Origin of the sequence: Curtobacterium sp. PhB137 (assembly GCF_003814955.1) — a bacterium.
Classification (GTDB): domain Bacteria; phylum Actinomycetota; class Actinomycetes; order Actinomycetales; family Microbacteriaceae; genus Curtobacterium.
On the sequence record NZ_RKQO01000011.1, the window covers coordinates 1 to 24,884 of the forward strand.

The following is a 24,884-nucleotide window of genomic DNA, read 5'->3' on the forward strand; positions in this document are numbered from 1 at the left end:
GCGTCCACTGACACCCGTCAGCCGGACGCGACCCCGGGCCTCCCGGCCCACCGAAGACCCACGCAACACCCACCACCGGGCGCACGCCCGACCGATGAAAGGACCCGTCATGGGACTCGACGACAAGATCAAGAACGCTGCTCAGGACCTCGCCGGCAAGGCGAAGGAAGCCGTGGGCAAGGCCCAGAACGACGACTCCAAGGTCGCCGAGGGCCAGAAGGACCAGGCCTCCGCGAGCGTCAAGAAGACCGGCGAGGACGTCAAGGACGTCTTCAAGAACTAGGACGCTCGATGCGTGTCGGGGCACTCGCGACGTCGAGTGCCCCGATGCGTTCCGCGGACCCGAACGAGGAGGAACCATGCAGCACGACCCCCATGCGCACACGCAGGTCACCGAGGTGGCCCTGCCCGCAGAACTGACGGAGCCGCTGCCCGACGACGCGACCCCCGCGATGCTCATCGCGCGAACCGCGGCGGAGACGGCGCTCGGCGTGCCCGGCGTGCACCACCTCGGCGGGACCGTGTCCCGAGCCGCCGACGAAGTGCGGAAGCGGCTCGGCCGCTCCGCCGGGACCGCCGGTGTGCAGGTCGACGACGAGGACGGCACCTTCGCGGTGCAGGTCTCCGTCATCGTGACCTATCCGCAGAACGTCCGCGAGGTCGCCGACGAGGTGAAACGACAGGTCGCTGCAGCAGCCGGCCAGGTCGCATCCGCGCCGACGACCGTGGACGTCCGCGTCCTCGACGTGCACGGGCCGTTCGACGACGAGCCCTCGCCCGTCGAGCGTGCGGCCACCGCCGTCGGCGATGCCGTGCAGGATGCCGCCAAGGCGACGAGCGAGACCACGAAGCGCGTGGCGACGGCGACCGTCGACGCCACGAAGCAGGCGGCCGACGCGACGGCCGAGGCGACCAAGCGTGCCGCCGACGCCACCGCCGACGTCACGAAGCAGGCGGCCGAGGTCACCGCAGACGCCACCAAGCGTGCCGCCGACGCGACGGTCGACACCGCCAAGCGTGCTGCCTCGGCCACCGCTGAGGTCACCAAGCAGGCCGCTGACCAGGCCGCGGATGCCACGAAGCGTGCGGCCGACGTCACCGCGGACGCCGCTGCACAGGCCGTGGACGCGACGACCGCCACGGCTGGCCGTGTGCACGAAGCCGCGTCCGACGCGCTCGACCGTGCGTCCGAGGGCGCACGGGACGCTGCCGACACCGCGCGCGACGCGGCCAGCAGCGCACGTGCGGCCGTCGTCGACGAGGACACTGCGACCCCCGTCGTGGCCTCCGAGACGGCTGCCGACGCAGCCGTGCGCGCCGCCGACTCCGCCGAGGACGCCGCGCAGGACGCCGCCGACGCCGCAGCCGACGCCAGCGAGGCAGCGCGGGCAGCAGCCCGCGACGCCGACCAGCCGACCGCCCCGACCACGGACCGACCGTGACCACCGCCTGGTCCGGCGGTCGTCGGCCCCGCACCCGTCAGCCCCGGCCGCGCGGTGTGTGGATCGCCGGTGGCATCGGCGTGGTCCTGGTCGCCGGGGTCCTGCTCGGGGCGTTCCTGCCCCTGGTCGGGTTCCTCGGCGGCGTCACCGCCACCACCGCCGGCCTCGTGCCGTTCCCGTTCGTGCGGGTCACGGTCGTCGCGGTCCTCGGGCTGGTCGTCGTGCTGGCGCTCCTCGCCATGGCCCTCACTCGTCGGCACACCACGACGGCGACGATCTCGGTCGTGCTCGCCGTCCTGGTGAGCATCGCCGTCACGATCGTCCCCGTGGTGCTGGTGGCCGTCGGGTCTGCCGACCGTGCTGGCGACGTGTGGCCGATCGTCACCGAGCTCTGGCAACGCTTCACCGGCTGATCCGCCGGCACCTGCACCACCGACCAAGGAGTCCCACCATGCGCAACCGCATCATCGTCATCGGCCTGATCGTCCTGATCGGGTTCTGGTTCGGCTCCCGCGCGAACCGCCCGGTCATCAAGACGTCCAAGGGCGAGACCGTCCGCAGGGCCTGGAACGACCCGCACGCCCGCAAGGCCCGCAAGAAGCTGGGCAAGAAGATCGCCAAGGCCGCCAAGCGGCACAGCTGACGACCTGGAGGCCCGGATCATCTGCGCCGATCGGCGCGCGTGATCCGGGCCCCGCGTCCGCTACCCTCGCGACGTGAAGCGTCTCTCCCCCGGCCAGCGCTGGGTCATCGGTCTCGGCGCGTTCGCGCTCCTCTGTCTCGTCGTCGGCATCATCGGTCTGGTCGTCGGCGTCACGAACCGGTACGGGTGCCTCTCGGACGGAGACGTCTGGCCGCAGGAGCGCTGCCTCGGCGACGACTCCGGCATTTTCTGGGGCAGCGCCCTCGGCATCATCGGCCTGCTGCACCTCGGCTTGACCGGCCTGGCCGGTGCGCTCGTCTGGACCTCGACCCCGGCCATCGCTCCTGGCCCCGCTGAGCGCCCCACACCGGGCGCCGGTGCGACTCACCGGGTGTTCTCGTACGGCACGCTGCGGCAGCCGCTCGTGCAGGAGTCGCTGTTCGGCGGCCACGTCCCGACCACCCCGGACACGCTGCCCGGATGGCGGCTCGACTGGGTGGCGATCACCGACCCCGAGGTGGTCCGGACGAGCGGCTCGGACCTGCACCCGATCCTCCGCCGGGGTGCACCGGACGACGTCGTCGAAGGTGTCGCTCTGACCCTCGGCTACGAGTGGCAGCTCCGCGCGGTCGACGACTACGAGGTCGCTGACTACCAGCGCATCCGGGTCGAGCTCACCTCGGGTCTGTCCGCCTGGGTCTACGTGGCGGCCGACGAGGCCTGAGCCGCCGCCAAGCGCGCGAGACCCTCGTCGATCGACACCGACGGGGACCACTGCAGGTCGACTCGGGTGCGGCGTTGGTCGAACCAGTGCGCCGTCGACAGCTGCTCGGCGAGGAACCGCGTCATCGGCGGCTCGTCCTGCCCCGGACGCACCCGCCACACGGCCTCGACGAGCGACCCCGCGGCCCGGGCCACGACAGCCGGCACGTGCCACCGCGGTGCAGGCACACCCGAGGCCGCGCAGATCCCGGCGAGCAGGTCCGCGACGGGCCGGGGTTCGCCGTTCGTGACGACGTAGGCGTTGCCGTGCACGTCGTCGTCGGCCGCGTGCTCGAGCGCCGCGACCATGGCCGACGCGGCGTTGTCGACGTACAGGGTGTCGATCAGGGCGGCACCGGAGTCGAGCAGCGGCAGGCGCCCGGCCCGTGCCCGCTCGACGATCCGGCCGATCAGCTGGGTGTCCCCCGGCCCCCACACCAGGTGCGGCCGGACGGCGACGACGGCGAACCCAGGAGCGTCGGCGTCGAGCGCGAGGAGTTCGGCCGCGGCCTTCGTGCGGGCGTAGTCGCCACGAGCACGATCGGGTTCGGCGACACCGGCTCCGGCGCCGACGAGCGACGATCCGGTGTGCGCGACCGACGGCGACGAGACGAACGCGAACCGCCGGGCGCCGGCACGGCGTGCGGCGTCGACGAGTGCTCGGGTGCCGTCGACGTTCACACGGACGAAGTCGGCCGGGTCACCCGCCAGGGAGACCTTCGCGGCGAGGTGCACGACGGCGTCGACCCCGTCGACCGCGCGTGCCACCGCGGCGGCATCGGTCATCGAACCGGCGACGTCCTGCACGCCCGCGACCCCGGACGGCCGTCGCTGGAACGTGCGGACCTCGTGTCCGGCGTCCCGCACGGCTGCGGCGGTCGCCTGTCCGAGGAACCCGCTGGCGCCGGTGACCAGGACCGTCACGGGCGGGCCATCCGTCCACCCGACAGCACCGCGGTCGCCCAGCGGGACAGCCGGGCGCGGTCGACCTTCGAGTTGTGCCGGATGTCGGTCGGCAGCACGGGCACGGTCAGCACCGCTGCGAGCGGGACCCCGGCCGCGGCACGGACCGAAGCTGCCAACGCCGGCGGAGCCAGGGCAGGCCGTCGGACACGTCGCCCGCCGGTGGTCTCGACGACGGCCACGACCTGCTGCGTCCCGCGCGGGCCGATCCCTGCGACGCCGGCACGGCCGACTCCGGGTACGCCCTCGATGCGCTGCTCCGGTCCGACCGGGGTGACGACACCGTCCGGGGTGGTGAGCACGTGCTGCATCCGCCCCTCGACCCAGAGGCGCCCGGACGCGTCCAGGTGTCCGACGTCACCGGTGCGGTGTCCGCGCGGGTCCTCGACGCCGAGCCGCGCGACGCGGTTCGTCCGCCAGAGCCGGTCGTAGTGGTCGCGCACGTGTGGTGCCACGACGACGATCTCGCCGGTGACGCCCGCCGCGTCGGTCAGCCCACCGGTCGCTGCACCCGCGGCGTCGAGCGGCGCGATCCGCACCCGCACGTTCGCCGCCGGGAGTCCGACGCAGATGCCCTCGTCGTCCGAGGCCGCCGCCGAACGGACGCCGTCCAGGTCGACGTCGGTCATGAGCAGCCCCTCGGTCATGCCGTAGGGGGTGTGCGCACTCGCGTTCGGCATCAGCTCGGTCGCCGCGGTCAGCAGCGCGGCCGACACCGGGGCGCCCGCCGACAGGAACAACCGGACGCGCGCGAGTGCCGCACGGTCGGCGTCGGTCAGCACCGATGCCGTCGCCACGACGTTCGCCAGCGCCGCCGGCGACAGGAACACGACGGTCGCGTCGGCAGCGGCCACCGAGGCCGCGACGGCGCGCGCGGTCAGGGTCCGGGGCGCGGTGACGTCCATGTCCGGCGCCACCGACCGGGCCCCGAGGGCCGGGCCGAGCAGCGCGAAGGGTGCGAAGCCCGCGACGAGGCCGGTGCCGACACCGATGTCGTACTGGGCCGCCAGGACGTCGCGGACGGCACCGAGCTGTCCGTGCGTGTAGACGACGCCCTTCGCCGGGCCGGTCGAACCGGACGTGAACAGGATCGCGGCCGGAGCATCGGACGCCGGCACCGTGGGCAGCACGGAACCGTGCGCGAGCCGACGGGCACCCCGCCGGGCGACGTCGACGAGCGTGTGCTCGACGCGCAGCGCACGCCGTGCGGGTGCGGGCAGCGGGACGGTCGCGATGCGCCGACCCGGCCAGCCGAGTGCACGAGCGGCTCCGAGTCCGGGCAGCGCGCCGATGATCCAGTCGGGCCGGGCTCCGCGGACCGCACGGGTCAGACCGCGCAGCCCCAGTCCGGCATCGGCCACCACGACGACCGCGCCGATCCGCACGCAGGCGTACAGGACGGCCGTCAGGTCGGCTCCCGGGGTGACGAGGAGCGAGACACGGTCACCGCTCCGGACACCGAGGTCGTCCAGCCCGGCGGCGATCTCGTCCACCCGACGGGCGAGCAGGCGCCACGTGATCGTGCGGGGACCGCCGGCCGCGGCCATCTCGACGAGGGCGGGTTCGTCGCTGTCGCGCAGGTCCTCGAGCGCGGCGCCGAGCGGGCGGCTCACGTCGGTCGACTGGTCGACGTCGACCGGGAGGCCCTTCTCGGCTGGAGCAGGCACGTGTCCGCCCGGCAGACGGTCGCCGATCCAGTCGAACACCGCGCCCGCCACGTCGGCGTCGTCGGGCAGCAGGTGGCCAGCACCCTCGAAGCGGTGGACGTCGGCCTGCGGCAGCCGCTCGGACAGGTCGTCGAGGTAGCGCTCCAGGAACACCGGATCGCGGGGACCCCAGAGCAGCAGCGCCGGGACCTCGAGCGCCGCGACCCCGGCGGCGATCCGGTCGAGCTCGGGCGCACTCCGGTGCCGGGCGTCGACGGGGATGTCCGCCACGAAGCCGCCGACGCCACCACGACGCGCGGCACCGCGGTAGGGAGCCCGGTAGCCGTCGGCCACGGCGCGGTCGAGCTTCGGGTGCGCGATGCCGAGCGTCGTCTCGAGGAACGCCGGCGTCACGACGGTCGCACGGCCGAGCAGCCCCGGCCCCAGGGCGAGCCGCAGCGGCGCCGGGATCGGGGCGTCGTCGGGCTGGTGCACGGCGGTGTTGCACGTCATCACGGCAGCCAGGACGTCGGGGTGGTCGACCGCCCAGCCGAGCGACACCACTCCGCCCCAGTCGTGGCCGAGGGTGACGACCGGGCCGGTCAGCCCGAGTTCGTCGGTCAGGGCACCGAGGTCCGCGACGCGCTGCGGCAGCCCCCGTTCCACCCCGGTGCGCTCCGAGAAGCCCATGTCGAGCTGGTCGACGGCGACCACGCGCCAGGCCGGGCCACCGGTCTGGGCGACCTCGAGCGAGGTGCGGAGCACCGACCGCCACAGGTACGACCACGTGGGGTTGCCGTGCACGCACAGGATGGTGCCGACCGGTTCCACGCCGAGCGCGGCCAGGGACCCGGCCGTGTCGAGGAGGTGCCAGGTGCGCGCGGCGCGATCCGTGCCTCCCGTCCGGTTCTCGGACCATTCCGGCACCGTGACCAGGCGTGACCAGGCCGGGTCGAGTCCGGGCAGGGAGGGCGGCTGCGTCGCCGGAGCCGTGCTCGCGGCGACGCGGGGCAGCCGGGACCTCACCAGTGGAGTTCCATCATCGCCGTGTTGATGCCGGAACCGACGCCACCCAGGAACACGCGGTCACCGCGGCGGATGCCGCCGGACTCGACCTCGTCGGCCAAGGTGATCGGGATCGACGCCGGGCCGACGTTGCCGAAGCGCTGGTAGGTGGTGGGGACCTTGTCGCGCGGGATGCCGATGGCCTCGACGAACGCGTTGGTGTGCACGTCGGAGACCTGGTGCAGGACGTAGCGGTCCATGTCGGCCCAGTCGAAGTGGGCACGGGCCTCGGTCCAGGCCGCGACGACGAGCTCCATGCCGCCCTTGAGCAGCATCTTGGCGTCCGTGAACATGCCGTCCACGCTGCCGACGCACAGGTCGTACCACTGGGTCGCCGCGCGGGTGACGCCGCCGACGATCCGGTGTCCCTCGGGGTGCAGGTCCGCCGGGCCCAGCACGGCGGCCGCGGCACCGGACCCGAGGGTCAGGCTCGCGAACTCGCTCATGAAGTCCTTGCGGTTCCGACCACCCTGGTTCAGGCGGTCGATGGTGTTGAGCTGCACCTGGTCGGCGTCCTCGCCGTCGACGACGAGCGCGTACTTGATCTGACCGGAGTCGATCATGCCCGCGGCGACGCTCATGGCGTTGACGAACCCCAGGCAGGCGTTCGCGATGTCGAAGTTGATCGCGGACGACGGCAGACCGAGCCCGTGGTGCAGGCGCACGGCGACCGACGGCTCGAGGTGCGGACGGGTCACCGAGGTGTTGATCAGCAGCCCGATCTCGTCCGGACGCACCCCCGCCTCGGCCATGGCGCGACGGCCGGCGTCGATGGCGGCGTCCTGGAAGGTCTGGCCCTCGCCCCAGTTGCGGCGCTCGATCACACCGGCGACCCGCTCGAGCAGTCCCATCGGCAGACGGAGGCGGCGGAGCACGCCGCGCAGCTTGGCCTCGATGTCGGCGGAGGTCGTCACGCGTTCGGCGGTCGTCGTCGCCACGGACAGCAGCGAGACGTTGTGGTGCTTCGCCGTGGCGTTGCCGGGCTGCTCGGGTTCACTGCTCGGCGCCCGGTCACTGCTCGCTGCCCGGTCGACCGGCCGTTCCGTCATGATCGTCACCGACACATACTTCCTCATTTCACCTGTGTGTGCAGTCCGGCTCGGCTGGACGCGCGGTGTCAGGCGTCCTTCGGGAGCTTCCGGATCTTGCTGCGACGGCGTCGACGGTCCGGCACCATCGAGCGCATCTCCTCGAGCTTGCCGAAGCAGAGCAGCCGGTCACTGGCCTGCAGCTCGACGCCACTGCGCGGGTTCGGGATGACGGTCGCGCCCCGGTGCAGGGTCAACACGGTGATGTCCCGGTCCCACAGCCCGGACTCCTTGATCGTCTTCCCGACCAGGTCGGCGTTGGTGTGCACGAGCAGCTCGGCGACGCCGTAGCCCGTCGAGACACTGAGCCGCTGGCGCACGTCGATCTCGGGGAAGGCCACCTGGTTGCCGATGAAGTCGATGATCGCGCCGGCGACGTCCAAGCCCGTCGCACGCTCGATGCCCTCGAGCCCCGGTGACGAGTTGACCTCCATCACGAGCGGACCGTCGTTGCCCTCGAGCATGTCGACACCGGCGACCTTGAGCCCCATGATCTGCGCCGACCGGACCGCGACCGCCTCGTACTCCGGCGACAGCGTGACCTTCTCGACGGTGCCGCCACGGTGCACGTTGGACCGGAACTCGTCCCCCGACGCCGTCCTGCGCATCGCGGCCACCACCCGGTCGCCGACGACGAGCGCGCGGATGTCACGACCGCGGCTCTCCGAGATGAACGACTGGATCAGGACGTTCTGCTTCGTCGAGTGCAGCGTCTCGACGATCGACTCGGCGACCTTCTCCTCCGGCGCCAGGATCACGCCGATCCCCTGCGTGCCCTCGAGCAGCTTGATCACGACCGGAGCCCCGCCGACCCGTTCGATCGCGCCGCGGACGTCGGCCCGGCTGTTCACGAACGTCGTCGCGGGCATGCCGATGTGGTGGCGAGACAGGATCTGGTTCGCCCGGAGCTTGTCGCGGGAGTTCGTGATGCCCGTCGCGGTGTTCGGCGTGTACACGTCCATCTGTTCGAACTGCCGCACCACCGCGGTGCCGTAGTAGGTGATCGAGTTGCCGATCCGGGGCAGCACCGCGTCGTAGTCGGACAGGAGCTTGCCGCGGTACAGCAGGTCCGGGTCCTCGCCGGACAGGTCGATCGCGAAGCGCAGCGTGTTCAGCACCTTGACGTCGTGGCCGCGGTCGAGCGCCGCAGCACGGAGGCGCTGGGTCGAGTACGCCTGCGGGGCGCGGGACAGGATGGCGAGTTTCATCGAGGGGTTCTCCGCGGGGTGGGATCGACGGCGACGGTCCATCCAAGCACGCCCGCGCCGTGATGCCGCCGACCGCCTTGCAGAGCGAGCGCGTTGTACTCTTTTGACGCATGTGCGGTACGCTGGATTGACTGATCGGACGGTGCGCAATGACGAAGAACCAGCACGGTCTCCGGGCGACCCGGAGCAACCGGACCCCTCGACTCGCAGGGTCCGGACGGTCGACGTCGCGGCGACCCGCGTCGTCCGAGTGGCGTGTCCGATCGCGCAGACCGTCCTCGACCGAGGCGGTCGCGCCACCGACCACGACCTCCACCGGTCCGGCCGACGACCTCAGGGATCGCCTCGTGGCCGCACTCCTGCGGCACGTCGACCTGATCGACCTCGCCGAGGTCGAGCGGGTGAACGGATCGATGGACGCCGTCGCGGAGCGGATGCTCGCCAGCATCCCCGGCGCCGATGTGCTCGACGACCGCGTCGGACCGTTCTACGACACTGCCGGCCTGCGGAAGTGGTTCCGGATGAGCCGGCAGACCCTCGATGCGCAGGCCAAGGTCGGCGACGTGCTCTGCGTGCTGTCGGCCGACGGCTTCCGGCTCTACCCGTCGTTCCAGTTCGATGCACGGGGCATCCTGCTGCCACGGTTGCGCGACGTCCTGGCCGGCCTGGACCCCGACCGGGTCGACCCCTGGGGCGATGCCGTGTGGCTGAACGCGCCGGCGGACGAACTCGACGGACTCACGCCGGCCCAGGCGCTCCGGACGGACCGCGCGGACGAAGCGGTCCGTCTCGCCGCACTCGCCGGAGCGTTCCGACTCGGATGACCGCCGTCGCACGCACCGACGTCGTCCAGACCGCGCCACAGGCCGGTCTCGACCTGACCGGCTTCCCCGACGGGGGCAGACTCCCCGCCGAGGTGTTCCGCGCGCACCTCGCCGAGTTCGCGCCCTGGTACTTCGCCAGCCACCCCCACGGCCGCTTCAACCTCCGGGAACCGAACGGCACGTGCTGCTTCGCAGCCGCGGCCTCGACCGCTGTCCGAGAGTTCTTCGGCCCGAAGGTCCGCCGCAACGAAGTGAGCGCTGCCGACGCTGCCGTCCTCCGCGTCTCGACGATCACCCCGCCGTCCGATGCGAGCTCCGCCCACGTCAGCGGCGCGGGCGCTGCACGCTTCGGGGTCACGAGCGAACTCACGACCATGGGCGACTACGCCGTGACGCAGGCATGGGCCGAGCTGTTCAAGGACCGGGTCGATGCGCTCCGCTACGACTCGAGGTTCGACCCGGGGGGCGAGGCGTGGGCACTGTTCGGGACCGCGGGGCCGGCACCGTCGCTCGGCGGCGCGACCGCGGTCATCGACGGAGCACGTGCGGCCGAGGCAGCCGGCGTTTCGGTGCTGCCCGGGCCGCCGCGGAAGAGCGCCGTCCGGATGGTGCCGAACCCGCCCGCCTGACCGGCACAGTCGCGCATGGGACAGGATGGGCACATGGCCCGTGCTCCGAAGTCCCCCGACGGCGGGCTCGTCGTCGCCGGCTGGCGCGAGTGGGCCGGCCTGCCGGACCTCGGGCTGCCGTGGATCAAGGTCAAGCTCGACACCGGTGCACGCAGCTCGGCACTGCACGCGTTCGACCTCGAAGAACTCCCGGGCGACCGGGTCCGGTTCTCGGTGCACCCATGGCAGGACACCGATGCCGACGCCGTCACGATCGAGTGCGACGTGCACGACCGGCGCATCATCCGCAGCTCGACCGGGCACACCCAGGAGCGCATCGTCGTGCTCACCACGATCACCCTGGCCGGGCGCGCCGTCGTGTCCGAGGTCACCCTGAGCAACCGCGACCAGATGGGGTTCCGGATGCTCGTCGGGCGCGAGGCCCTGCGGCAGGGCTTCCTCGTCGATCCTGCGAGGTCCTTCATGGCCGGTCGGGCGCCGAAGGAGATCCGGCGCCGCAACCGCGGGCGAGCCTGAGCGCTGCTCACCACGCGGCACGGGCCGTGGGCGCGACCGGTCGACGGCCTGGAGGCGCGGTGCGGGGCCGCCACGGGCCTCCCGTCCGCCTCGGCGACCGCCCAGGGCGCGGGCTGGGTCAGCGACCCAGGTGACGGCCGAGGAAGGCGAGTTGCTGCGGTGCCAGGCGGCGCCAGTAGCCGTGTGTGTGGGCGCCGGGCTCGAAGCCCCCGGCGGGCGGCGTCGGGAAGCCGTCGACGTAGGCGTGCGCCGCCGGAGCGAACCCGTCGCCGTTGCCGCAGTCGACACGGACGGCGACTCCCTCGAGCGCGCGCTGCCGACCGAGGACCGTGTTCGCACGGAAGTCGGCCGCGTCGTCGAAGGCTCCGCGGGCGGTGTCCGCTGCTGACGTCCAGAGCGCCGGACTGATCGCCGACACGGCGCGGACGCGGGACGCACCGAGCACCCCGCCGAGCCGGAGGGCGCCGAACCCACCCATCGAGTACCCGGTCAGCGCGAGCCGGTCGGTGTCGAACCCGCGCCGCGCGATCCGGGGCAGGAACTCGTCGACGACCATCGCTGCGGGGTCGTCCCCGTCGGAACGGTGGTGCCAGTAGCGGTTGCCGCCGTCGATCGAGGCGATCGCGAACGGAGCGCCGCCACCCGTGATGTGCGCCGCGAGGAACCGGTCCCATCCGAGCGCCCGCCCGAAGAACGCCGCGTGGTCGTCGCCGTAGCCGTGCAACGCGACGGCCACCGGCAGCGGGGTGTCCGACTCCGGAGCGGCGATGGTCCACCCGACGGTCCGTCCCTTCCGCGCGGTCGACACGAAGGTGCCGGAGACCGAGGGGACCGGGTCGACGTCGGGGATCGTGCCGTCGGCACCGTTGAGCCCGAGCACGCGGTACATCGTCGACCGACCCGGCAGCAGGTCGAGGTTCACCGCCTCGGCGGCTGCACCCGCGGCGACGATGCCGACTCCCCCGATCAGCAGCGACCGACGGGTGATCGTCGACGCACGCGAACGGGTCATCCGAGGGGCACCGTTCCGTCAGGGGTCACGCGCTGCATCACGAGGGTCGGGGAGAGTCGCTGCACACCGGGCAAGATACCCAGCGCAGCGTCGGAGAACCCCGGGGCGCTGACGAGCGGTCAGGCTGCTGCGACGAGCGCCACGGCGACCGCACGCGCCGTCGCCGTGCCGACCGACGGATCGCGCAGGCGCATCGCGAGGTACCCGGAGACGACGAGCAGCAGCTGGTCGGCCAGGGCCCCGGCGCGCTCGCCGACGACGGGCGCGGCACGTTCGGTCAGCCGGGTCCGGAGCGCCCCGGTCTCGCGGTCGAGCACCTCGTGCACCTCGGCGGGGGCGTCCGCGTACTCGGCAGCGGTCCCGAGGAACGCGCACCAGCGTGAACCAGCGGCGGTCGACCGGTAGTCGTCGAGCGCGTCGAACACCGCGAGCAGGCGGCCACGGTCGTCCGGAGCAGCCTCGACCGCGCGGTCCCACGTGGCGAGCCAGTCGTCGTGCCGCCGATCCAGTGCCGCGGCGACCAGGGCTTCCTTGCTCGCGTACCCGCGGTAGAGCGTGGCGCTCGAGATCCCGGCGCGGTCGAGCACGGCGTCGATCGGGGTGGCGGCGATTCCCCGCGTGAAGAAGAGCTCCTCGGCCGCGTCGAGCAGCCGCTGCTCGGTTCCTGGACGCATCGCCATGCAAGCACCCTAGGCTCTCAAAAGTGAAACGATCGTTTTCGTTACGACAGTGGGTGTTCCTCGGCAGCGGGCTGGCCCTGATCGCCGCGACGTACGGGCTGGTCCGCCTGGCGTTCGGGCTCTTCCTGCCCGACGTCCAACGCGACCTCGGCCTGCGCCCGGACGCCGCCGGGTGGGTCTCCGCGGGGGCCTCTGCGATGTACTGCGTCGGCGCGGTGGTCGGGTTCCTGGTCGCCGCACGCGTCCCCCGGGGGCTCGTCGCCGCAGCCGCCGGAGTCGCCGGGGTCGGTGCGCTCGCGATGGCGGCGGCGCCGGGGACGTGGTCCTTCGGGATCGCCGCGGTGGTCGCCTCGACCGGGGCCGGGCTCGCCTCACCGGCCCTCGTGCAGCTCGTGTCGCGCGCGGTACCGGGGCCCGTGCAGGGAACTGCGCAGGCGGTCGTCAACTCGGGGACCGGTCCGGGGCTGGTCGCCGCGGGGGCGCTCGCACTCGTGCTCCTGCCCGACTGGCGGACGGCCTGGGCGTGGTCCGGGGTCTTCGCACTCGTCGTCGGCGTCGTGCTGCTGGTGGTGTCCCGTCGGAGCGGGTCCGGCGGTGGCCGACCAGCCGCACCGGGGACGGCGTGGTTCGCGGCGCACCGACGGGTCATCGCGCTCGCGCTGCTCTTCGGTGCCGGATCGGCGGTCGTGTGGACCTACGGCCGCTCCGCGCTGGTCGACGCGGGCGCGCCCGTCGTGGTGTCGGTGTCGGCGTGGATCGCGCTCGGGGTCGGCGGTGCTGCGGTCGCCGTGACAGCTCGGTGGACGAGCGGACTCCGCGCGCGGACGCTCTGGGCGGTGACCGCGGGCGCCGTGGCGGTGGCCGTCGTCACACTCGGTGTCGCGCCGCAGTCCACGGCGGTGGCGATGCTGGCGTGTGCGGTGTTCGGCTGGGGCTACACGGCGGCGACCGGCGCGTTGATCGCCTGGACGACCGAACTCGACGCTGCGCGGTCGTCGGCCGGGACGTCGGCGCTCTTCGTCGCGCTCGTGCTCGGTCAGGCCGTGGGAGCGGCGGCGTCGGGCGCACTCGTCGGCACGGCGGGCTACGCGGCGACGTTCATGGTCGGGGCGCTCGTCACGGCGGCGAGCGCCGTGCTCGCCGTGGTCGGGAAGCGGAGCGGGCCGGGGAGCGGTGCCCGCGTCACAGCAGCGGACGCAGCTCGATCTTCCGGTTGCACGCCTGCGACGCCTCGTGCGCCACACGGAGCGCCGTCTCGGCGTCCGGCAGCTCCATGACCCAGAAGCCCGCGACGAACTCGGCACTGTCGGCCACCTGTCCGGGCGTGGTGTCCGAACCGCCGCCACGGGCGTCGACGACGGTGCCGTCGCCGGGGGCGGACACCCCGGCGGCGAACACGACGGCGGTGCCCAGGCGTTCGTTCAGGGCATCGACCGCAGTGGCCTCGGCCTGGGTGGCGGACTCCGTGCGACCGGCGGCGTCGGCCTGCCCGTCGTCGATGACGTTGACGAGGAACTGCATGGTGACTCCCCTGCTCGTTGGCGGGAGGATACTCCCCGACCACCCGGTTCCGTGACGCTCCGTGACGAGCGACGGGACCGCGAGCCCCGGGACGTGCCTACGCTCCCTCCGACGGCGACCCGGCCGCCCACGACCACGGAGTACCCGATGCCCCACGACACCATCGCTCGTCGAGTCGACGAGTTCAACGACGGCTTCACCGCGCAGATCGGCCCCGAGCTCAGCGCCGTGTTCGATCGGGAACAGGCCGACCTGCGTGCCGACGGCGTCCCCGACGGTGTCCTCGCCGTCGGGGACGACGCCCCGGACGCTCCACTGCTGGACGCGACGGGCGCCGCCACGTCACTGGGCGCCGCGCGTGGTGACACGCCGACCGTGATCGTGTTCTACCGCGGCGCCTGGTGCCCGTACTGCAACCTCACGCTCCGCACCTACCAGCAGGAGTTGCTCCCCGCGCTGCAGGGACGCGGGGCACGACTCGTCGCCGTCTCGCCGCAGACCCCCGAGGGCACCGAGCAGTCGATCGCGAACGGCGAGCTGGCATTCCCGGTCCTGTCCGACCCGGAGAACGTGCTCGCCGGTCGGTTCGGCGTCGTCACGGCGCCGAGCACTGAGGCACGAGCAGCCCACACGGAGCTCGGGTTCGACGTCGCCGACAGCAACGCCGACGGAACCGCCGCGATCCCGTTCCCGTCGGTCTTCGTCATCGACGAGCACGGTGTCGTCCGGTTCGTGGACGTGCACGTCGACTACACGACGCGCACCGAGGTCACGACGGTCCTCGCGGCCCTCGACGGCCTGGACGGGGGCGGCACCCGCTAGCGTTTGCTGCATGGGGACGACAGCGGAGTGGTCACGGCTGCCCGTGGGGCGCCGCGAGCACCGCCAGGACGCCGTGCTCGCCCTGGTGCTCGCCGCCGGCCTGACGATCACCACCGTCCTGTACGGGGCGTCCGGCATCTACGGCGACGACCAGGCGGCCTGGTGGGTCTCGGCCCTGATGATCGTCGCGAACGCGGTCCCGATCGCGTTCCGTCGCCGGTTCCCGATGTCCGCTGCCGTGTTGTCCGCGCTGGCGTTCGCGGCCACGCAGCTCCTGCACGTGCCCGAGGTGTTCCTGGTCAACTTCACCCTGTTCATCTCGCTGTACTCCGTCGGTGCATGGTGCGCCGACCGGGTGCGGGCCGAGGTGGTCCGGTGGGTCGTCATCGGCGGGATGTTCGCGTGGCTGTTCCTCGCGATCTCGTTCGGCTGGGCGGTACCGAACGCACTGCCCAACGACGACGGCGCCCTCATCCCGCCGTACATCGCGTACTCGCTGCTGAACATCGTGATCAACGTCATCTACTTCGGCGCCGCCTGGTACGCGGGCAACCGGGCCTGGGCCTCGGCCGTCGCCCGACACCAGCTCGACGAGCGCACCGCGGAGCTGGCAGCCGAACGGGAGCGCAGTGCTGCCCAGGCCGTGACGATCGAGCGGGTCCGGATCGCCCGCGAACTGCACGACGTCGTCGCGCACCACGTGTCCCTGATGGGCGTGCAGGCCGGCGCTGCCCGACGGGTCATCGACCGTGATCCCGCGCAGGCGACGGCATCGCTCGGCGTGGTGGAGGAGAGCGCGCGCACGGCTGTCGAGGAACTCCGGCGGATGCTCGGCACCCTGCGGTCGGCGGACGAACCGGGCACCGGTGACCGCGGTGTCGGGGACGCTCCGAGCACCGAGGGCATCGCACGCATCGTCGAGCTCGCCGAGTCCGCTCGGGTCGCCGGTCACCCGACCGAGTACGTGGTCGTGGGCAACGAGCGTCCCGTGCCGCCGACGGTCGCCGCCGTCGCGTACCGGATCGTGCAGGAGGCCGTGACGAACGTCCTGAAGCACGCTGGGCCCACCGCCCGCGCCGACGTCCGGCTCAGGTACCTCGACGACGGGCTCGAGGTCGAGGTCACCGACGACGGGCACGGCGACCGTGCTGCGCGGAACCCGTCGGGCAGCGGCCTCGGGCACATCGGCATGCGGGAGCGGGTCGCAGCCGTGGACGGACGGATCGAGATCGGGCCACGCGCCCGGGGAGGCTACCTGGTGCGGGCATGGCTGCCGACGACGTGAACGAGACGAACGACCCGAACGGCGCGACCGACCTGACGATCGTGCTCGCAGACGATCAGGAGCTGGTGCGGGCCGGGTTCCGCGTGATCCTGGAGTCCGAGCCGGGGTTCCGGGTGATCGGCGAGGCCCCCGACGGCGCCCGTGCGGTCGAGGCCGTCCGGGCCCTGCGCCCCGACGTGGTCTGCCTCGACGTGCAGATGCCCGGCGTCGACGGACTCGAGGCCGCTCGGCGGATCGCAGCGTTGCCGGACCCGCCGTCGGTGCTCATCCTGACGACGTTCGACAGCGACGACGCACTGTTCCAGGCACTCGAGGCGGGTGCCAGCGGCTTCCTGCTGAAGAACGCCTCCCCCGAACGGCTGATCGACGCCGTCCGGACCGTCGCCGCCGGGGACGCCCTGCTCGCGCCCGACGTCACGCGCCGGGTGATCAGCCGTGCGACCGCTGCACCGGTGGCGAGCGCGCGGACCGCGGACGGCGCGCTGGCAGCCGCCGGACTCACCGAGCGCGAGACCGAAGTGCTCCGGCTGCTCGCCCGGGGCCTCAGCAACGCCGAGATCGCCGCCGAGCTGTACGTCGGTGACGCCACCGTGAAGACCCACGTGTCGAACGTGCTGCAGAAGCTCGCGCTGCGCGACCGCATCCAGGCGGTCGTCTGGGCGTTCGAGCACGGCGTCGCCGGCTGACCGAGCCCGACTCGCCGACCGGCCGCCGCCGCGAAGTCCGACGTTCCACGAGACGTTCGACGCGTGGAACGTCGGAAGATGCACACGCATTGCGTGCGGGTGCATGTTCCGACAGAACGTGAGTCGTTCGACGCGTGGAACGTCGGAAGATGCACATGCATCCGGCACGGCACGGCACCGCGCCGCACCGCACCGCACCGCACCGAGCCACACCACGGCACCGCGGGACGACGCAGCCCACCCACCCCCTCCCCCGCGCGGTGGAGCCGACCACCCACCCAAGTCCCGCCGGATGGCGGAGGCGCCCCGTGCCTCCCGGCCAATAGCGTCGACGCAGGCGGCGCAGGCCGTCGCGAGAGGGGTACGACATGCTCACCATCGAAGGGGTGACCAAGCACTTCGGCGACCGCCGGGTGCTCGACGACGTGGGGTTCACGGTCGGCAACGGCCGCCTCACCGGGTTCGTCGGCGGCAACGGCGCCGGCAAGACGACCACCATGCGCATCATGCTCGGCGTGCTGCAGGCCGACGCGGGATCCGTCTCGATCGACGGCACCGCGGTCCGGCCCGCCGACCGCCGCCGCTTCGGCTACATGCCCGAGGAACGCGGGCTGTACCCGAAGATGCCGGTGGCCGAGCAGATCACCTACATGGCCCGGTTGCACGGCGTCGACAAGCGCGCGGCGACCACGCGGACCACCGAGTTGCTCGAACGACTCGAGCTGACCGGCCACGCCGACGACCCCGTCGAGAAGCTGTCGCTCGGCAACCAGCAGCGGGTGCAGATCGCCGCGGCCCTGGCTCACGACCCCGAGGTGCTGGTGCTCGACGAGCCGTTCTCGGGCCTCGACCCGATGGCGGTCGACACGGTGCTCGGCGTCCTGCGCGAGACCGCGGCGCGCGGGGTCCCGGTGCTGTTCTCGAGCCACCAGCTCGACGTCGTCGAACGGCTCTGCGACGACGTCGTCGTGATCGCGGGCGGCACCATCCGTGCCGCCGGCCCGCAGGACGAACTCCGCAAGCAGGCCGGGCCCGCCGCCTGGGAGCTGCTGGTCGACGGCGACGTCGCCTGGCTCCGCGACGAGCCCGGTGTGACGGTCCGCGAGTTCGACGGCGGCTACGCCGTCTTCGAGGCCGACCCGTCCACCGCCCAACACGTCCTGCAGCGGGCCGTCCAGCAGGGCACCGTCGGGTCGTTCGCCCCGCGGGTCCCGCGGCTCAGCGAGGTCTTCCGGGAGGTCATCCGATGAACGACTCCTTCGTGCAGGCCGTGCGGCTCGTCTCCGCACGCGAGATCCAGGCACGCATCCGCAGCAAGGCCTTCGTGGTCTCCGCCCTCATCCTGATCGGCATGGTCGTCGCGTCCATCGTGGTCGGCGGCATCGTCGGCAAGGCCACCGCCGACGACACCACGCCGGTCGCCGTGGTCGACAGCGTCTCGCTGCCCACCACCGCGGGCCTCGACGTCACGGACTCCACCTCGGTGGCGGACGCCGAACGGCTCGTGCAGAACGGCGACGTCGACGCGGCGATCGTGCCGTCCGACGACCCGCTCGGCTACAAGGTCGTCGGCCTCGACGAAGCCCCGACCGACGTCGTCTCCGCGCTGAGCGTTACACCGCGGATCGAACTGCTCGACCCGGACGCGCTGCCCGGCGGACTCGTCTACCTCATCGCCATCGCGTTCGGCGTCGTGTACTTCGCCTCGGCCGTGACCTTCGGCCAGTCGATCGCGCAGAGCGTGGTCGAGGAGAAGTCGACCAGGGTCGTGGAGATCCTGATGTCCGCGATCTCGGCCAGGGCGCTGCTCGCCGGCAAGGTCCTCGGCAACAGCGTGATGGCCTTCGCGCAGATCGTCGCCGTGGCGATCGCCGCGGTCGTCACCCTGGCGGTGACCGGGCAGGACAACATGTTCTCGATGCTCGGCCCGAGCATCCTGTGGTTCGTCGGGTTCTTCGCCGTCGGCTTCGTGCTCATCGCGTCGCTGTTCGCCGCGGCGGCCGTGCTCGTGTCGCGTCAGGAGGACGTCGGCAGCGTCACCACGCCGGTGATGATGCTCGTGATGATCCCGTACATCCTGATCATCGTCGCGTACAACAACCCGACCGTGCTCGGCATCATGTCGTACGTGCCGTTCAGTGCACCGATCGGCATGCCGATGCGGATCTTCCTCGGCACGGCCGAGTGGTGGGAGCCGATCCTGTCGCTCCTGATCGTGGTCGCCGCGGTGGTCGTCGTCGTGCTGGTGGGCGCCCGCGTCTACGAGAACGCGCTGCTGCGGACGGGCAGTCGCGTGAAGCTGACGGAGGCGCTGCGCGGCTGACGCCGCCGGCCCGGCAGATCGGACGGGAGGCCCGGATCACGTGAGCAGATCGGCTCACGTGATCCGGGCCTCCCGTCGTCAGTCCGCGCGCACCGAGAAAACGTCGCCCGGCTGGCACCCGAGCTCCTGGCAGAGCCGGGTGAGCGTGGAGAACCGGATCGCGCGTGCCCGGTTGTTCTTCAGCACCGACAGGTTCACCACGGTCACCCCGACCCGGTCGGCGAGCTCGGTCAGCGTCATGCCACGAGCGGCGAGCAGCTCGTCGAGGTGGCAGACGACCGCGTGGCCGTCCTCCTGTTCCGGGGGCATCAGACCAGCCCGGACTGGTCGCGCACCATCCGCTGCGAGGCGGTCAGGGCGAACCGGAAGCAGATGACGACGAGCAGGCCGAGGTACACCGGCACGAACTGGTGGTCGACGTCGGGCGTCGGCAGGCGCCCGTCCCAGCCGAGCCCCGACACCACCCAGTTCCACCCCATCCGGCGGACGAACTGGGGCACGAACCCGGCCACCAGCACCGCAGCCGCGAGCCAGTCGAGGATGCGGGTCGTCGACCGATCGAACAGCCCGCCGCGTGAGATCTTCCACGCCACCGCCGCCACCAGGGCGATGAGCGCACTGACGAACAGGACCTCGAGCGCGTCACCGACCCGGATGTACCCGATCGCCCCGGCCGGCACGTCCGCGATCGGGGCCCGGAGCACGAGGTGTTCGGCGGTGACGGTCGCACCACCGGGCGGCTGCGGGACCTCGCTCGTCGCGGTCATCCGGACGGGCACCGACACCGTCCCGGAGCTGAGCGAGCGGACGAGCAGGTCGACGTACCGCCAGACGACGAGCGCGATGCCGATCACGCAGCAAGCGACGTAGGCGAGGTAGGAGTTCCGCCCGCGGGGCGGTTCGTACACGGGTGCGGTCATGGCGTCTTCCCCTGTCGATCATCGATACCATCGAATTTCGATACAACGATAAACGATGGGTCAGACCGGTGCAAGACCCGTCCCGCTCCGACCTACAGCAGGCCGAAGACCGCCTGCGCGCCGAGGCTCGTGCCCGCCACGAGCACCCAGAGCGCGATGCCGAGCAGCATCGGACGGAAGCCGGCACGTCGCAGCGCCGCGAAGTCCGTCGAGCACCCGATCGCCGCCAGGGCCACCGTGATGAGGAACGAGGCCGCGGTCGAGAACTCCGGGGCAGCGTCAGCCGGCAGCACCCCGACGGTCCGGAGCAGCACCACCACGAGGAACCCGATCAGGAACCACGGGACCAACCGGAACACGCGGAACCCGCTGCGCGACCCCGTGTCGGGCGCGAGCTGCTCGCGGGAGGCGCGTCGGGCCTCCAGTCCGGCCAGCCCGATGACGATCGGGATGATCATCAGGGTCCGCACCAGCTTCACGACGACCGCCGTGTCGGTCGCCTGGCGACCGTAGACCGTCGCGGTGGCGACGACGGACGACGTGTCGTTCACCGCAGTGCCCGCGAACACGCCGAAGGCGTGCTGGCTGAGGCCGAGGGCGTGGCCGAGCAGGGGGAAGGCGAACACCGCGGCGATGTTGCAGAGGAAGATCGTCGACATCGCGTAGGCGACGTCCGCGCTGACCGCACCGATGACGGGCGTGACGGCCGCGATCGCGGACGCACCGCAGATCCCGGTCCCCACGCCGATCAGGGTGCGGAGGGCGCTCGACACCCGCAGCAGACGGCCGATCCCCCAGGCGGCACCGAGGCACACCACGAGGGTCGTCAGCATGACCGGCAGGGTCTCGCCGCCGATGCGCAGGACCTCGCCGATCGACAGCTGCGCGCCGAGCAAGACCACCGCGAACTGCAGCACGCGGCTCGACGAGAACTTCACGCCGGGAGCGAGCACGGCGAGGCTGCCTCCGGTGCGGCGACGGACGAGCCAACCGAGCACCGCGCCGATCAGGACGGCGGGGACGGGTCCGCCCACGACCGGGACGACCGATCCGATCAGGGTCGCGACGAGGCCGATCGCGACGGCGACGGCGACACCGGGTGCGGTGGTGCGGGCGAACTGCATGGGAACAGCATCTCGTGCTCGCGGCCGTCGTGCGGTCCAGCCGGGCAGGATGGTGCGGTGGAGTACTCGGGCGAGCGGTGGGTGCAGCGGCTGCGCGACGGCGAGATGCCGAAGCGGTGGCCGTTCCTGGTCGGCCTCACGATCGTCACGGTGGCCGGCGGGATCGGGGTGTACTTCTCGGCGACCCACCTCGACGGCATCCTGCACTCGGACGCCCGACGCCCCTTCGCCGTGCCGTTGTTCTCGGTGCTGCTGCTCGGGTTCGGGCCCGTGGCCGCGGTGCTGTCCTGGTTGCGCGGGCGGCGCGACCGCGTGGTGCTGGACCGGATCCGCCGGAAGGGGACGACCACGCGCTTCTACCTGCCAGTCCTCCGCACGGGCCCGTACGCCGCCGACGACTTCCCGGACCCGAGGCCGGAGCTGTGGACGGTCGACGCGGCGGGTCTCCACGCGTGGTCACCCGAGCGCGACGAGCCCGTGTTCGACCTGGTGTGGGACGACGTCAGGACGATCGAGCTGGCCTCGACGGACGTCCGCGGACAACGCACCGACACCGGGATCTGGATCGTCACCGAGGCGGCGGGCCGGTTCGTGCTGCTGCCGCGCGCAGTCATCGGGCGGCCGTTCGGCGCGAGCGTGACGAAGATCCACATCCTGATGCAGGTGCTCCGGTCGCTGCGGCGGGAGTTCGATCCGCACCACGACACCGGGCGCTCCGGTCAAGCCCCGGCCGATCGATGACGACACCCGACGAGCAGTGGGTGCAGCGGCTGCGTGACGGCGAGATGCCGAAGCGGTGGCCGGTCCTGCTCGTGGCCGCGGTGACGACGGCCGCGGGGCTCGGCGTGCTCGTCGCCGAGTTCGCGTCGCCGGACTTCCTGCGCGGTCTCGACAGCGCCCGCACACAGGCCAACTTCGTCCTGTGGCCGCTGCTCGTCGCCGGGTTCGGCCTGCTGCTGGCGGTGGTGACCTGGAGCGCCGGTCGGACCGATCGCCGCACCATGGCACGGATCCGGGAACGCCGCGCGCCCCGGTTCCACCTGCCGGTCTCCGCGTCGGGGTTGCGGGCAACCGACGACCTGCCGGGCCCCCGACCTGAGATCTGGACCGTCGACGCGTCCGGTCTGCACGCGTGGGCGCCGTCGCGGGCGGAGCCGGTGTTCGACCTGCCTTGGACCCACATCCGGAAGTTCTCCGTCGCCACGAAGGACGCACGCGGACAACGGGTCGACTTCGGCGTCTGGATCAGCACGACGGTCGGCGAGGACGTCGTGGTGGAGCCACGACCAGCGCTCGGACGCGGGTTCGAGGGCGGCCCGGACAAGCTCGCGACGATCGTTCGGGTCCTCCGCGCACTGCAGCGCGAGCTCGGCGGTCGGGGTGCTGCCGCCGATCAGCCCTGAGCGGGCGGGACCTCGCCGGTCATGTCGACGCGCTCGGTGCCGTCGTTCCAGATGTACGTCGCGGTGGTGCGACCGGAGGCGTCAGCGTTCGCCTCGTTCGCCTTCGCGTACGTGTAGGTGACCTTGATCGAGGCGTCGGCCAATCGTTCGACAACCGGCTCGAACGCGTACTGCTCGGAGGTCGCGGTGCCGAGGTACCGGCCCTGGTGGAAGAGCAGGATCGCGTACGGCGACCCGGCGGTGCCGAACTCGGGCGCGACGACGGACCAGGACAGGGAGGCGCAGGCGTCGTAGCCGGTGTAGTCGGCGTTCGCGGCGTCCCACTTGGTGTCCTCGAGGCCGGCGGGTGACGGCAGCGCAGCGATCCCCGCTGCTGCTGCCTCGGAGCCGGTCGCGGGACCACAGGTCGGGGTGGGCGTCGGTGTCTGGCTCGGCGTGCTCGTCGACGTCGGGGTGGCTGCCGTGTCCGTCGGCGCCGCGGTCACGGTCTCGGTGACGGTCGGGGTCGCGTCGCCACCGTCCCCGCCACCGGAGCAGCCGGTCAGCAGGGCGACCACGGCCGCGCCGGTCATGAACAGAGCAGTCTTCGAGGTGCGCACCACTCCACGGTGCACCGACCGAGGTGTCGGCGCTCGCATCGTTACCGGCCCGTAGTCTGCTGGCATGCGGGGAGAGGGCATCGGGGCGTCGGTGGGGACGGTCGACGTCATGGGCGACGTGCTCCCCGGCCCGCACGGACCGGTCCCGATCCGGCGCTACCGACCGCAGGACCCGGCAGCCGCTCCGACCCTGGTCTGGCTGCACGGGGGCGGGTTCTTCCGGGGCGACCTGGACCTGCCCGAGTCGGACGCCGTGGCCCGGGCACTCAGCGCCCGCGGCATCCCGGTGGTCACCGTTGACTACCGCCTCGGCCCGCTGCCCGGCATGCCCTGGATCGGGCGGACGGGTCCACGAGCACGCCGACGTGCACCGCATGCGCGCGACGAGGTCGTGGCGGTGCTCCGCTCCCTCGCAGAGGGGGGTCCGGCCGGGCTGGTGCTCGGTGGCGCGAGCGCTGGAGCGTGCCTCGCCGCCACCGCGATCCCTCACGGACCCGCGCTGGCCGGCACCGTGCTCGTGTACGGGTTCTTCCACGCGCGGATCCCCCGCGACCCAGCGGTGCAGCGTCTCGTGCGCGGGCACCGGCGGATCACGCACGCTCCGCTGTTGCTCGACGCCGCGAACCGCACCTACGCCGGGCCGCTCGGCGCCGGAGCGTTCCCGGCACCGGAGGACCTCAGCACGTTCCCGCGCGCCCTGATGCTCGACGCCGAGCGGGACACGATGCGCGCATCCGGCGACCGGTTCGCACGGCAACTCGGTGCCGCGGGGGTCGATCTCGAACGTCACGTCCTGCCCGACAGCCGGCACGCCTTCCTCAACCGACCGGACAGCATCGACTTCGCGGCTGCCGTCGACCTGATCGCTTCGTGGATGGTCCGTCGGCCCGTCTGAACGTTCGAGCGTGTGCGACCGTCGGACATTCCGGTGACGCCACGGCGAACCGGACGTATTCTGCTGTCGGAAGCAACGGCGGTTCCGAACACCCTTCGCCACGTTCACCGTCGTGGCGTCCCGCCTCTGTGACGAAGAGTCCTACTGTGACCGAACACCTCATCGAGTACGTCGCCCGTGACCGCACGGGCATCACCGCCGTCGTGACGACCACCAGCGTCATCGACGTCGACACCGTGATCCAGCACATCCGCTCCGGCCACACCGGCTACTACGTGGCTGCCGACTCCTGGAAGCGCACACCGGTCCGGAGCATGTCGTTCATCGGCGGCACCTACCTGTTCGCGAACTGGGACGGCTCGAAGCGGAACATGCTGCACGACCTGGCGTTCCGGTCGCCGACGCGCGCGGTCCCGACCGCGCCGCCGTCAGAGTCCCGCTTCGCGCGGTTCCTCGACGCCGTGTTCGGTCGCCGGCTCCCACAGCGCTGAGCTGCCAGTACCGCCGCTGCCCCTGCCCGTTCGCAGGCCCGTGAGAGCATGACGGGCATGCAGAAGGGGGAGCAGATGCTCGCGAAGGACGTGTCCGACAAGCGGTTCCGACCGACGAAGTGGCGGGAGGGCTACGACCAGGGCGAGGTCGATGCGTTCCTCGACCGGATCCAGACCACCCTCGCCGGGTACGAGCAGGGGCGGTCGGTGGATCCGCTCACACCGGAGCAGGTGTCCGCCGCCCGGTTCCAGCCCACGAAGTTCCGCGAGGGCTACGACCAGGACCAGGTCGACGATTTCTTCGACGAGGTCGTCGTCGCCCTCCGCCAGCACGCGG

The 24,884-nt window shown here is 72.2% G+C and carries 29 protein-coding genes and 2 pseudogenes; 20 read left to right on the forward strand and 11 right to left on the reverse strand.

Features of this window, described 5'->3' with window-relative positions; genetic code table 11:
- The first annotated feature begins 109 nt into the window (after positions 1-109).
- From EDF28_RS18210 to EDF28_RS19640, 5 genes are all read left to right on the forward strand, one after another.
- Positions 110-283, forward strand: coding sequence for a CsbD family protein (locus EDF28_RS18210; protein WP_123291762.1), 174 nt, complete (start codon positions 110-112; stop codon positions 281-283).
- A gap of 76 nt (positions 284-359) precedes the next feature.
- Positions 360-1,442: an Asp23/Gls24 family envelope stress response protein gene (locus EDF28_RS18215; RefSeq protein WP_123939321.1), complete on the forward strand. Its 1,083-nt coding sequence runs from the start codon at positions 360-362 to the stop codon at positions 1,440-1,442.
- The gene (locus tag EDF28_RS18220; RefSeq protein WP_123939322.1) at positions 1,439-1,855 is read left to right on the forward strand and encodes an MFS transporter permease; all 417 of its coding nucleotides are present in this window, start codon (positions 1,439-1,441) and stop codon (positions 1,853-1,855) included. The genes EDF28_RS18215 and EDF28_RS18220 overlap by 4 nt, the downstream gene beginning before the upstream one ends.
- Positions 1,856-1,893: 38 nt before the next feature.
- Entirely contained in the window at positions 1,894-2,085 is a 192-nt protein-coding gene (locus tag EDF28_RS18225; protein WP_123939323.1) for a hypothetical protein, read from the forward strand.
- Positions 2,086-2,158: 73 nt separating this feature from the next.
- Positions 2,159-2,809, forward strand: a complete 651-nt coding sequence (locus tag EDF28_RS19640; protein WP_260155083.1) for a gamma-glutamylcyclotransferase family protein — start codon at positions 2,159-2,161, stop codon at positions 2,807-2,809.
- Here EDF28_RS19640 and EDF28_RS18235 read toward each other — a convergent pair.
- The 4 genes from EDF28_RS18235 to rimK are packed head-to-tail and all read right to left on the reverse strand — an operon-like array spanning position 2,785 to position 8,817.
- Positions 2,785-3,771: an NAD(P)-dependent oxidoreductase gene (locus tag EDF28_RS18235; protein WP_123939324.1), complete on the reverse strand. Its 987-nt coding sequence runs from the start codon at positions 3,769-3,771 to the stop codon at positions 2,785-2,787. The two genes, EDF28_RS19640 and EDF28_RS18235, sit on opposite strands and share 25 nt — an antisense overlap.
- Positions 3,768-6,482, reverse strand: coding sequence for an alpha/beta fold hydrolase (locus EDF28_RS18240; protein WP_260155084.1), 2,715 nt, complete (start codon positions 6,480-6,482; stop codon positions 3,768-3,770). The genes EDF28_RS18235 and EDF28_RS18240 overlap by 4 nt, the downstream gene beginning before the upstream one ends.
- Entirely contained in the window at positions 6,479-7,585 is a 1,107-nt protein-coding gene (locus EDF28_RS18245; protein ID WP_123939401.1) for a 3-oxoacyl-ACP synthase III, read from the reverse strand. Before EDF28_RS18245 ends, EDF28_RS18240 begins: the two co-directional genes overlap by 4 nt.
- Positions 7,586-7,638: 53 nt before the next feature.
- Positions 7,639-8,817, reverse strand: coding sequence for a 30S ribosomal protein S6--L-glutamate ligase (gene rimK / locus EDF28_RS18250; RefSeq protein WP_123291758.1), 1,179 nt, complete (start codon positions 8,815-8,817; stop codon positions 7,639-7,641).
- A 347-nt stretch (positions 8,818-9,164) separates the two neighbouring features.
- Here rimK and EDF28_RS18255 point away from each other — a divergent pair, with 347 nt between their 5' ends.
- The 3 genes from EDF28_RS18255 to EDF28_RS18265 are packed head-to-tail and all read left to right on the forward strand — an operon-like array spanning position 9,165 to position 10,786.
- A complete protein-coding gene (locus tag EDF28_RS18255; protein WP_123939325.1) occupies positions 9,165-9,641 on the forward strand; it encodes a hypothetical protein in 477 nt (158 codons plus the stop codon).
- A complete protein-coding gene (locus EDF28_RS18260) occupies positions 9,638-10,270 on the forward strand; it encodes an RES family NAD+ phosphorylase (RefSeq protein WP_123939326.1) in 633 nt (210 codons plus the stop codon). The genes EDF28_RS18255 and EDF28_RS18260 overlap by 4 nt, the downstream gene beginning before the upstream one ends.
- Before the next feature lie 33 nt (positions 10,271-10,303).
- On the forward strand, positions 10,304-10,786 hold the full coding sequence (locus EDF28_RS18265; RefSeq protein ID WP_123939327.1) for a RimK/LysX family protein: 483 nt from the start codon (positions 10,304-10,306) through the stop codon (positions 10,784-10,786).
- Positions 10,787-10,904: 118 nt separating this feature from the next.
- Here EDF28_RS18265 and EDF28_RS18270 read toward each other — a convergent pair whose 3' ends face one another.
- Both EDF28_RS18270 and EDF28_RS18275 read right to left on the reverse strand, forming a co-directional pair.
- Complete coding sequence (locus tag EDF28_RS18270) at positions 10,905-11,798, reverse strand: alpha/beta hydrolase family protein (RefSeq protein WP_221182589.1); 894 nt, start codon at positions 11,796-11,798, stop codon at positions 10,905-10,907.
- Between the two features lie 119 nt (positions 11,799-11,917).
- Positions 11,918-12,478 carry a TetR/AcrR family transcriptional regulator gene (locus EDF28_RS18275; RefSeq protein ID WP_123939328.1) on the reverse strand — a complete coding sequence of 187 codons (561 nt, stop codon included), beginning with the start codon at positions 12,476-12,478 and terminating at the stop codon, positions 11,918-11,920.
- A gap of 23 nt (positions 12,479-12,501) precedes the next feature.
- Here EDF28_RS18275 and EDF28_RS18280 point away from each other — a divergent pair, with 23 nt between their 5' ends.
- Positions 12,502-13,755 (forward strand): MFS transporter, encoded by a 1,254-nt coding sequence (locus EDF28_RS18280; protein WP_185094298.1) that lies wholly within the window; start codon positions 12,502-12,504, stop codon positions 13,753-13,755.
- Here EDF28_RS18280 and EDF28_RS18285 read toward each other — a convergent pair.
- Positions 13,661-13,999, reverse strand: coding sequence for a YciI family protein (locus EDF28_RS18285; RefSeq protein WP_123939330.1), 339 nt, complete (start codon positions 13,997-13,999; stop codon positions 13,661-13,663). The two genes, EDF28_RS18280 and EDF28_RS18285, sit on opposite strands and share 95 nt — an antisense overlap.
- 147 nt (positions 14,000-14,146) lie before the next feature.
- Here EDF28_RS18285 and EDF28_RS18290 point away from each other — a divergent pair, with 147 nt between their 5' ends.
- The 5 genes from EDF28_RS18290 (at position 14,147) to EDF28_RS18310 (ending at position 19,115) form a co-directional block, all read left to right on the forward strand.
- The gene (locus tag EDF28_RS18290) at positions 14,147-14,821 is read left to right on the forward strand and encodes a peroxiredoxin-like family protein (RefSeq protein ID WP_123939331.1); all 675 of its coding nucleotides are present in this window, start codon (positions 14,147-14,149) and stop codon (positions 14,819-14,821) included.
- 10 nt (positions 14,822-14,831) lie between these two features.
- Positions 14,832-16,106: a sensor histidine kinase gene (locus tag EDF28_RS18295; RefSeq protein ID WP_228505808.1), complete on the forward strand. Its 1,275-nt coding sequence runs from the start codon at positions 14,832-14,834 to the stop codon at positions 16,104-16,106.
- Positions 16,088-16,792, forward strand: coding sequence for a response regulator transcription factor (locus EDF28_RS18300; protein ID WP_123939332.1), 705 nt, complete (start codon positions 16,088-16,090; stop codon positions 16,790-16,792). The genes EDF28_RS18295 and EDF28_RS18300 overlap by 19 nt, the downstream gene beginning before the upstream one ends.
- A 368-nt stretch (positions 16,793-17,160) precedes the next feature.
- Positions 17,161-18,042 carry an ABC transporter ATP-binding protein gene (locus EDF28_RS18305; RefSeq protein ID WP_123939333.1) on the forward strand — a complete coding sequence of 294 codons (882 nt, stop codon included), beginning with the start codon at positions 17,161-17,163 and terminating at the stop codon, positions 18,040-18,042.
- Positions 18,039-19,115 carry an ABC transporter permease gene (locus EDF28_RS18310; RefSeq protein ID WP_123939334.1) on the forward strand — a complete coding sequence of 359 codons (1,077 nt, stop codon included), beginning with the start codon at positions 18,039-18,041 and terminating at the stop codon, positions 19,113-19,115. The genes EDF28_RS18305 and EDF28_RS18310 overlap by 4 nt, the downstream gene beginning before the upstream one ends.
- A 78-nt stretch (positions 19,116-19,193) precedes the next feature.
- On the opposite strand, the gene EDF28_RS18315 is transcribed toward EDF28_RS18310, so the two are convergent.
- The 3 genes from EDF28_RS18315 to EDF28_RS18325 all read right to left on the reverse strand — a co-directional run bounded on the left by EDF28_RS18315 (position 19,194) and on the right by EDF28_RS18325 (position 21,159).
- Entirely contained in the window at positions 19,194-19,424 is a 231-nt protein-coding gene (locus EDF28_RS18315; RefSeq protein ID WP_123291745.1) for a helix-turn-helix transcriptional regulator, read from the reverse strand.
- Complete coding sequence (locus EDF28_RS18320; protein ID WP_123291744.1) at positions 19,424-20,035, reverse strand: hypothetical protein; 612 nt, start codon at positions 20,033-20,035, stop codon at positions 19,424-19,426. The genes EDF28_RS18315 and EDF28_RS18320 overlap by 1 nt, the downstream gene beginning before the upstream one ends.
- A gap of 92 nt (positions 20,036-20,127) precedes the next feature.
- Positions 20,128-21,159, reverse strand: a complete 1,032-nt coding sequence (locus EDF28_RS18325; RefSeq protein ID WP_123939335.1) for a YeiH family protein — start codon at positions 21,157-21,159, stop codon at positions 20,128-20,130.
- Positions 21,160-21,216: 57 nt separating this feature from the next.
- Between EDF28_RS18325 and EDF28_RS18330 the strand changes: the two genes are divergently transcribed.
- Positions 21,217-21,900, forward strand: a complete 684-nt coding sequence (locus tag EDF28_RS18330) for a hypothetical protein (RefSeq protein WP_123939336.1) — start codon at positions 21,217-21,219, stop codon at positions 21,898-21,900.
- Positions 21,897-22,562 carry a hypothetical protein gene (locus EDF28_RS18335; protein ID WP_123939337.1) on the forward strand — a complete coding sequence of 222 codons (666 nt, stop codon included), beginning with the start codon at positions 21,897-21,899 and terminating at the stop codon, positions 22,560-22,562. Before EDF28_RS18330 ends, EDF28_RS18335 begins: the two co-directional genes overlap by 4 nt.
- On the opposite strand, the gene EDF28_RS18340 is transcribed toward EDF28_RS18335, so the two are convergent.
- On the reverse strand, positions 22,553-23,161 hold the full coding sequence (locus EDF28_RS18340) for an LppP/LprE family lipoprotein (RefSeq protein ID WP_123939338.1): 609 nt from the start codon (positions 23,159-23,161) through the stop codon (positions 22,553-22,555). The two genes, EDF28_RS18335 and EDF28_RS18340, sit on opposite strands and share 10 nt — an antisense overlap.
- Positions 23,162-23,225: 64 nt before the next feature.
- Between EDF28_RS18340 and EDF28_RS18345 the strand changes: the two genes are divergently transcribed.
- From EDF28_RS18345 to EDF28_RS19460, 4 genes and pseudogenes are all read left to right on the forward strand, one after another.
- A complete protein-coding gene (locus EDF28_RS18345; RefSeq protein WP_123939339.1) occupies positions 23,226-24,056 on the forward strand; it encodes an alpha/beta hydrolase in 831 nt (276 codons plus the stop codon).
- Between the two features lie 146 nt (positions 24,057-24,202).
- Positions 24,203-24,547, forward strand: coding sequence for a hypothetical protein (locus EDF28_RS18350; RefSeq protein ID WP_123939340.1), 345 nt, complete (start codon positions 24,203-24,205; stop codon positions 24,545-24,547).
- 75 nt (positions 24,548-24,622) lie between these two features.
- Positions 24,623-24,715: pseudogene (locus tag EDF28_RS19455) on the forward strand (DivIVA domain-containing protein); the annotation flags it as partial.
- 39 nt (positions 24,716-24,754) lie between these two features.
- A pseudogene (locus EDF28_RS19460) lies at positions 24,755-24,877 on the forward strand (DivIVA domain-containing protein); the annotation flags it as partial.
- Positions 24,878-24,884: the final 7 nt, after the last annotated feature.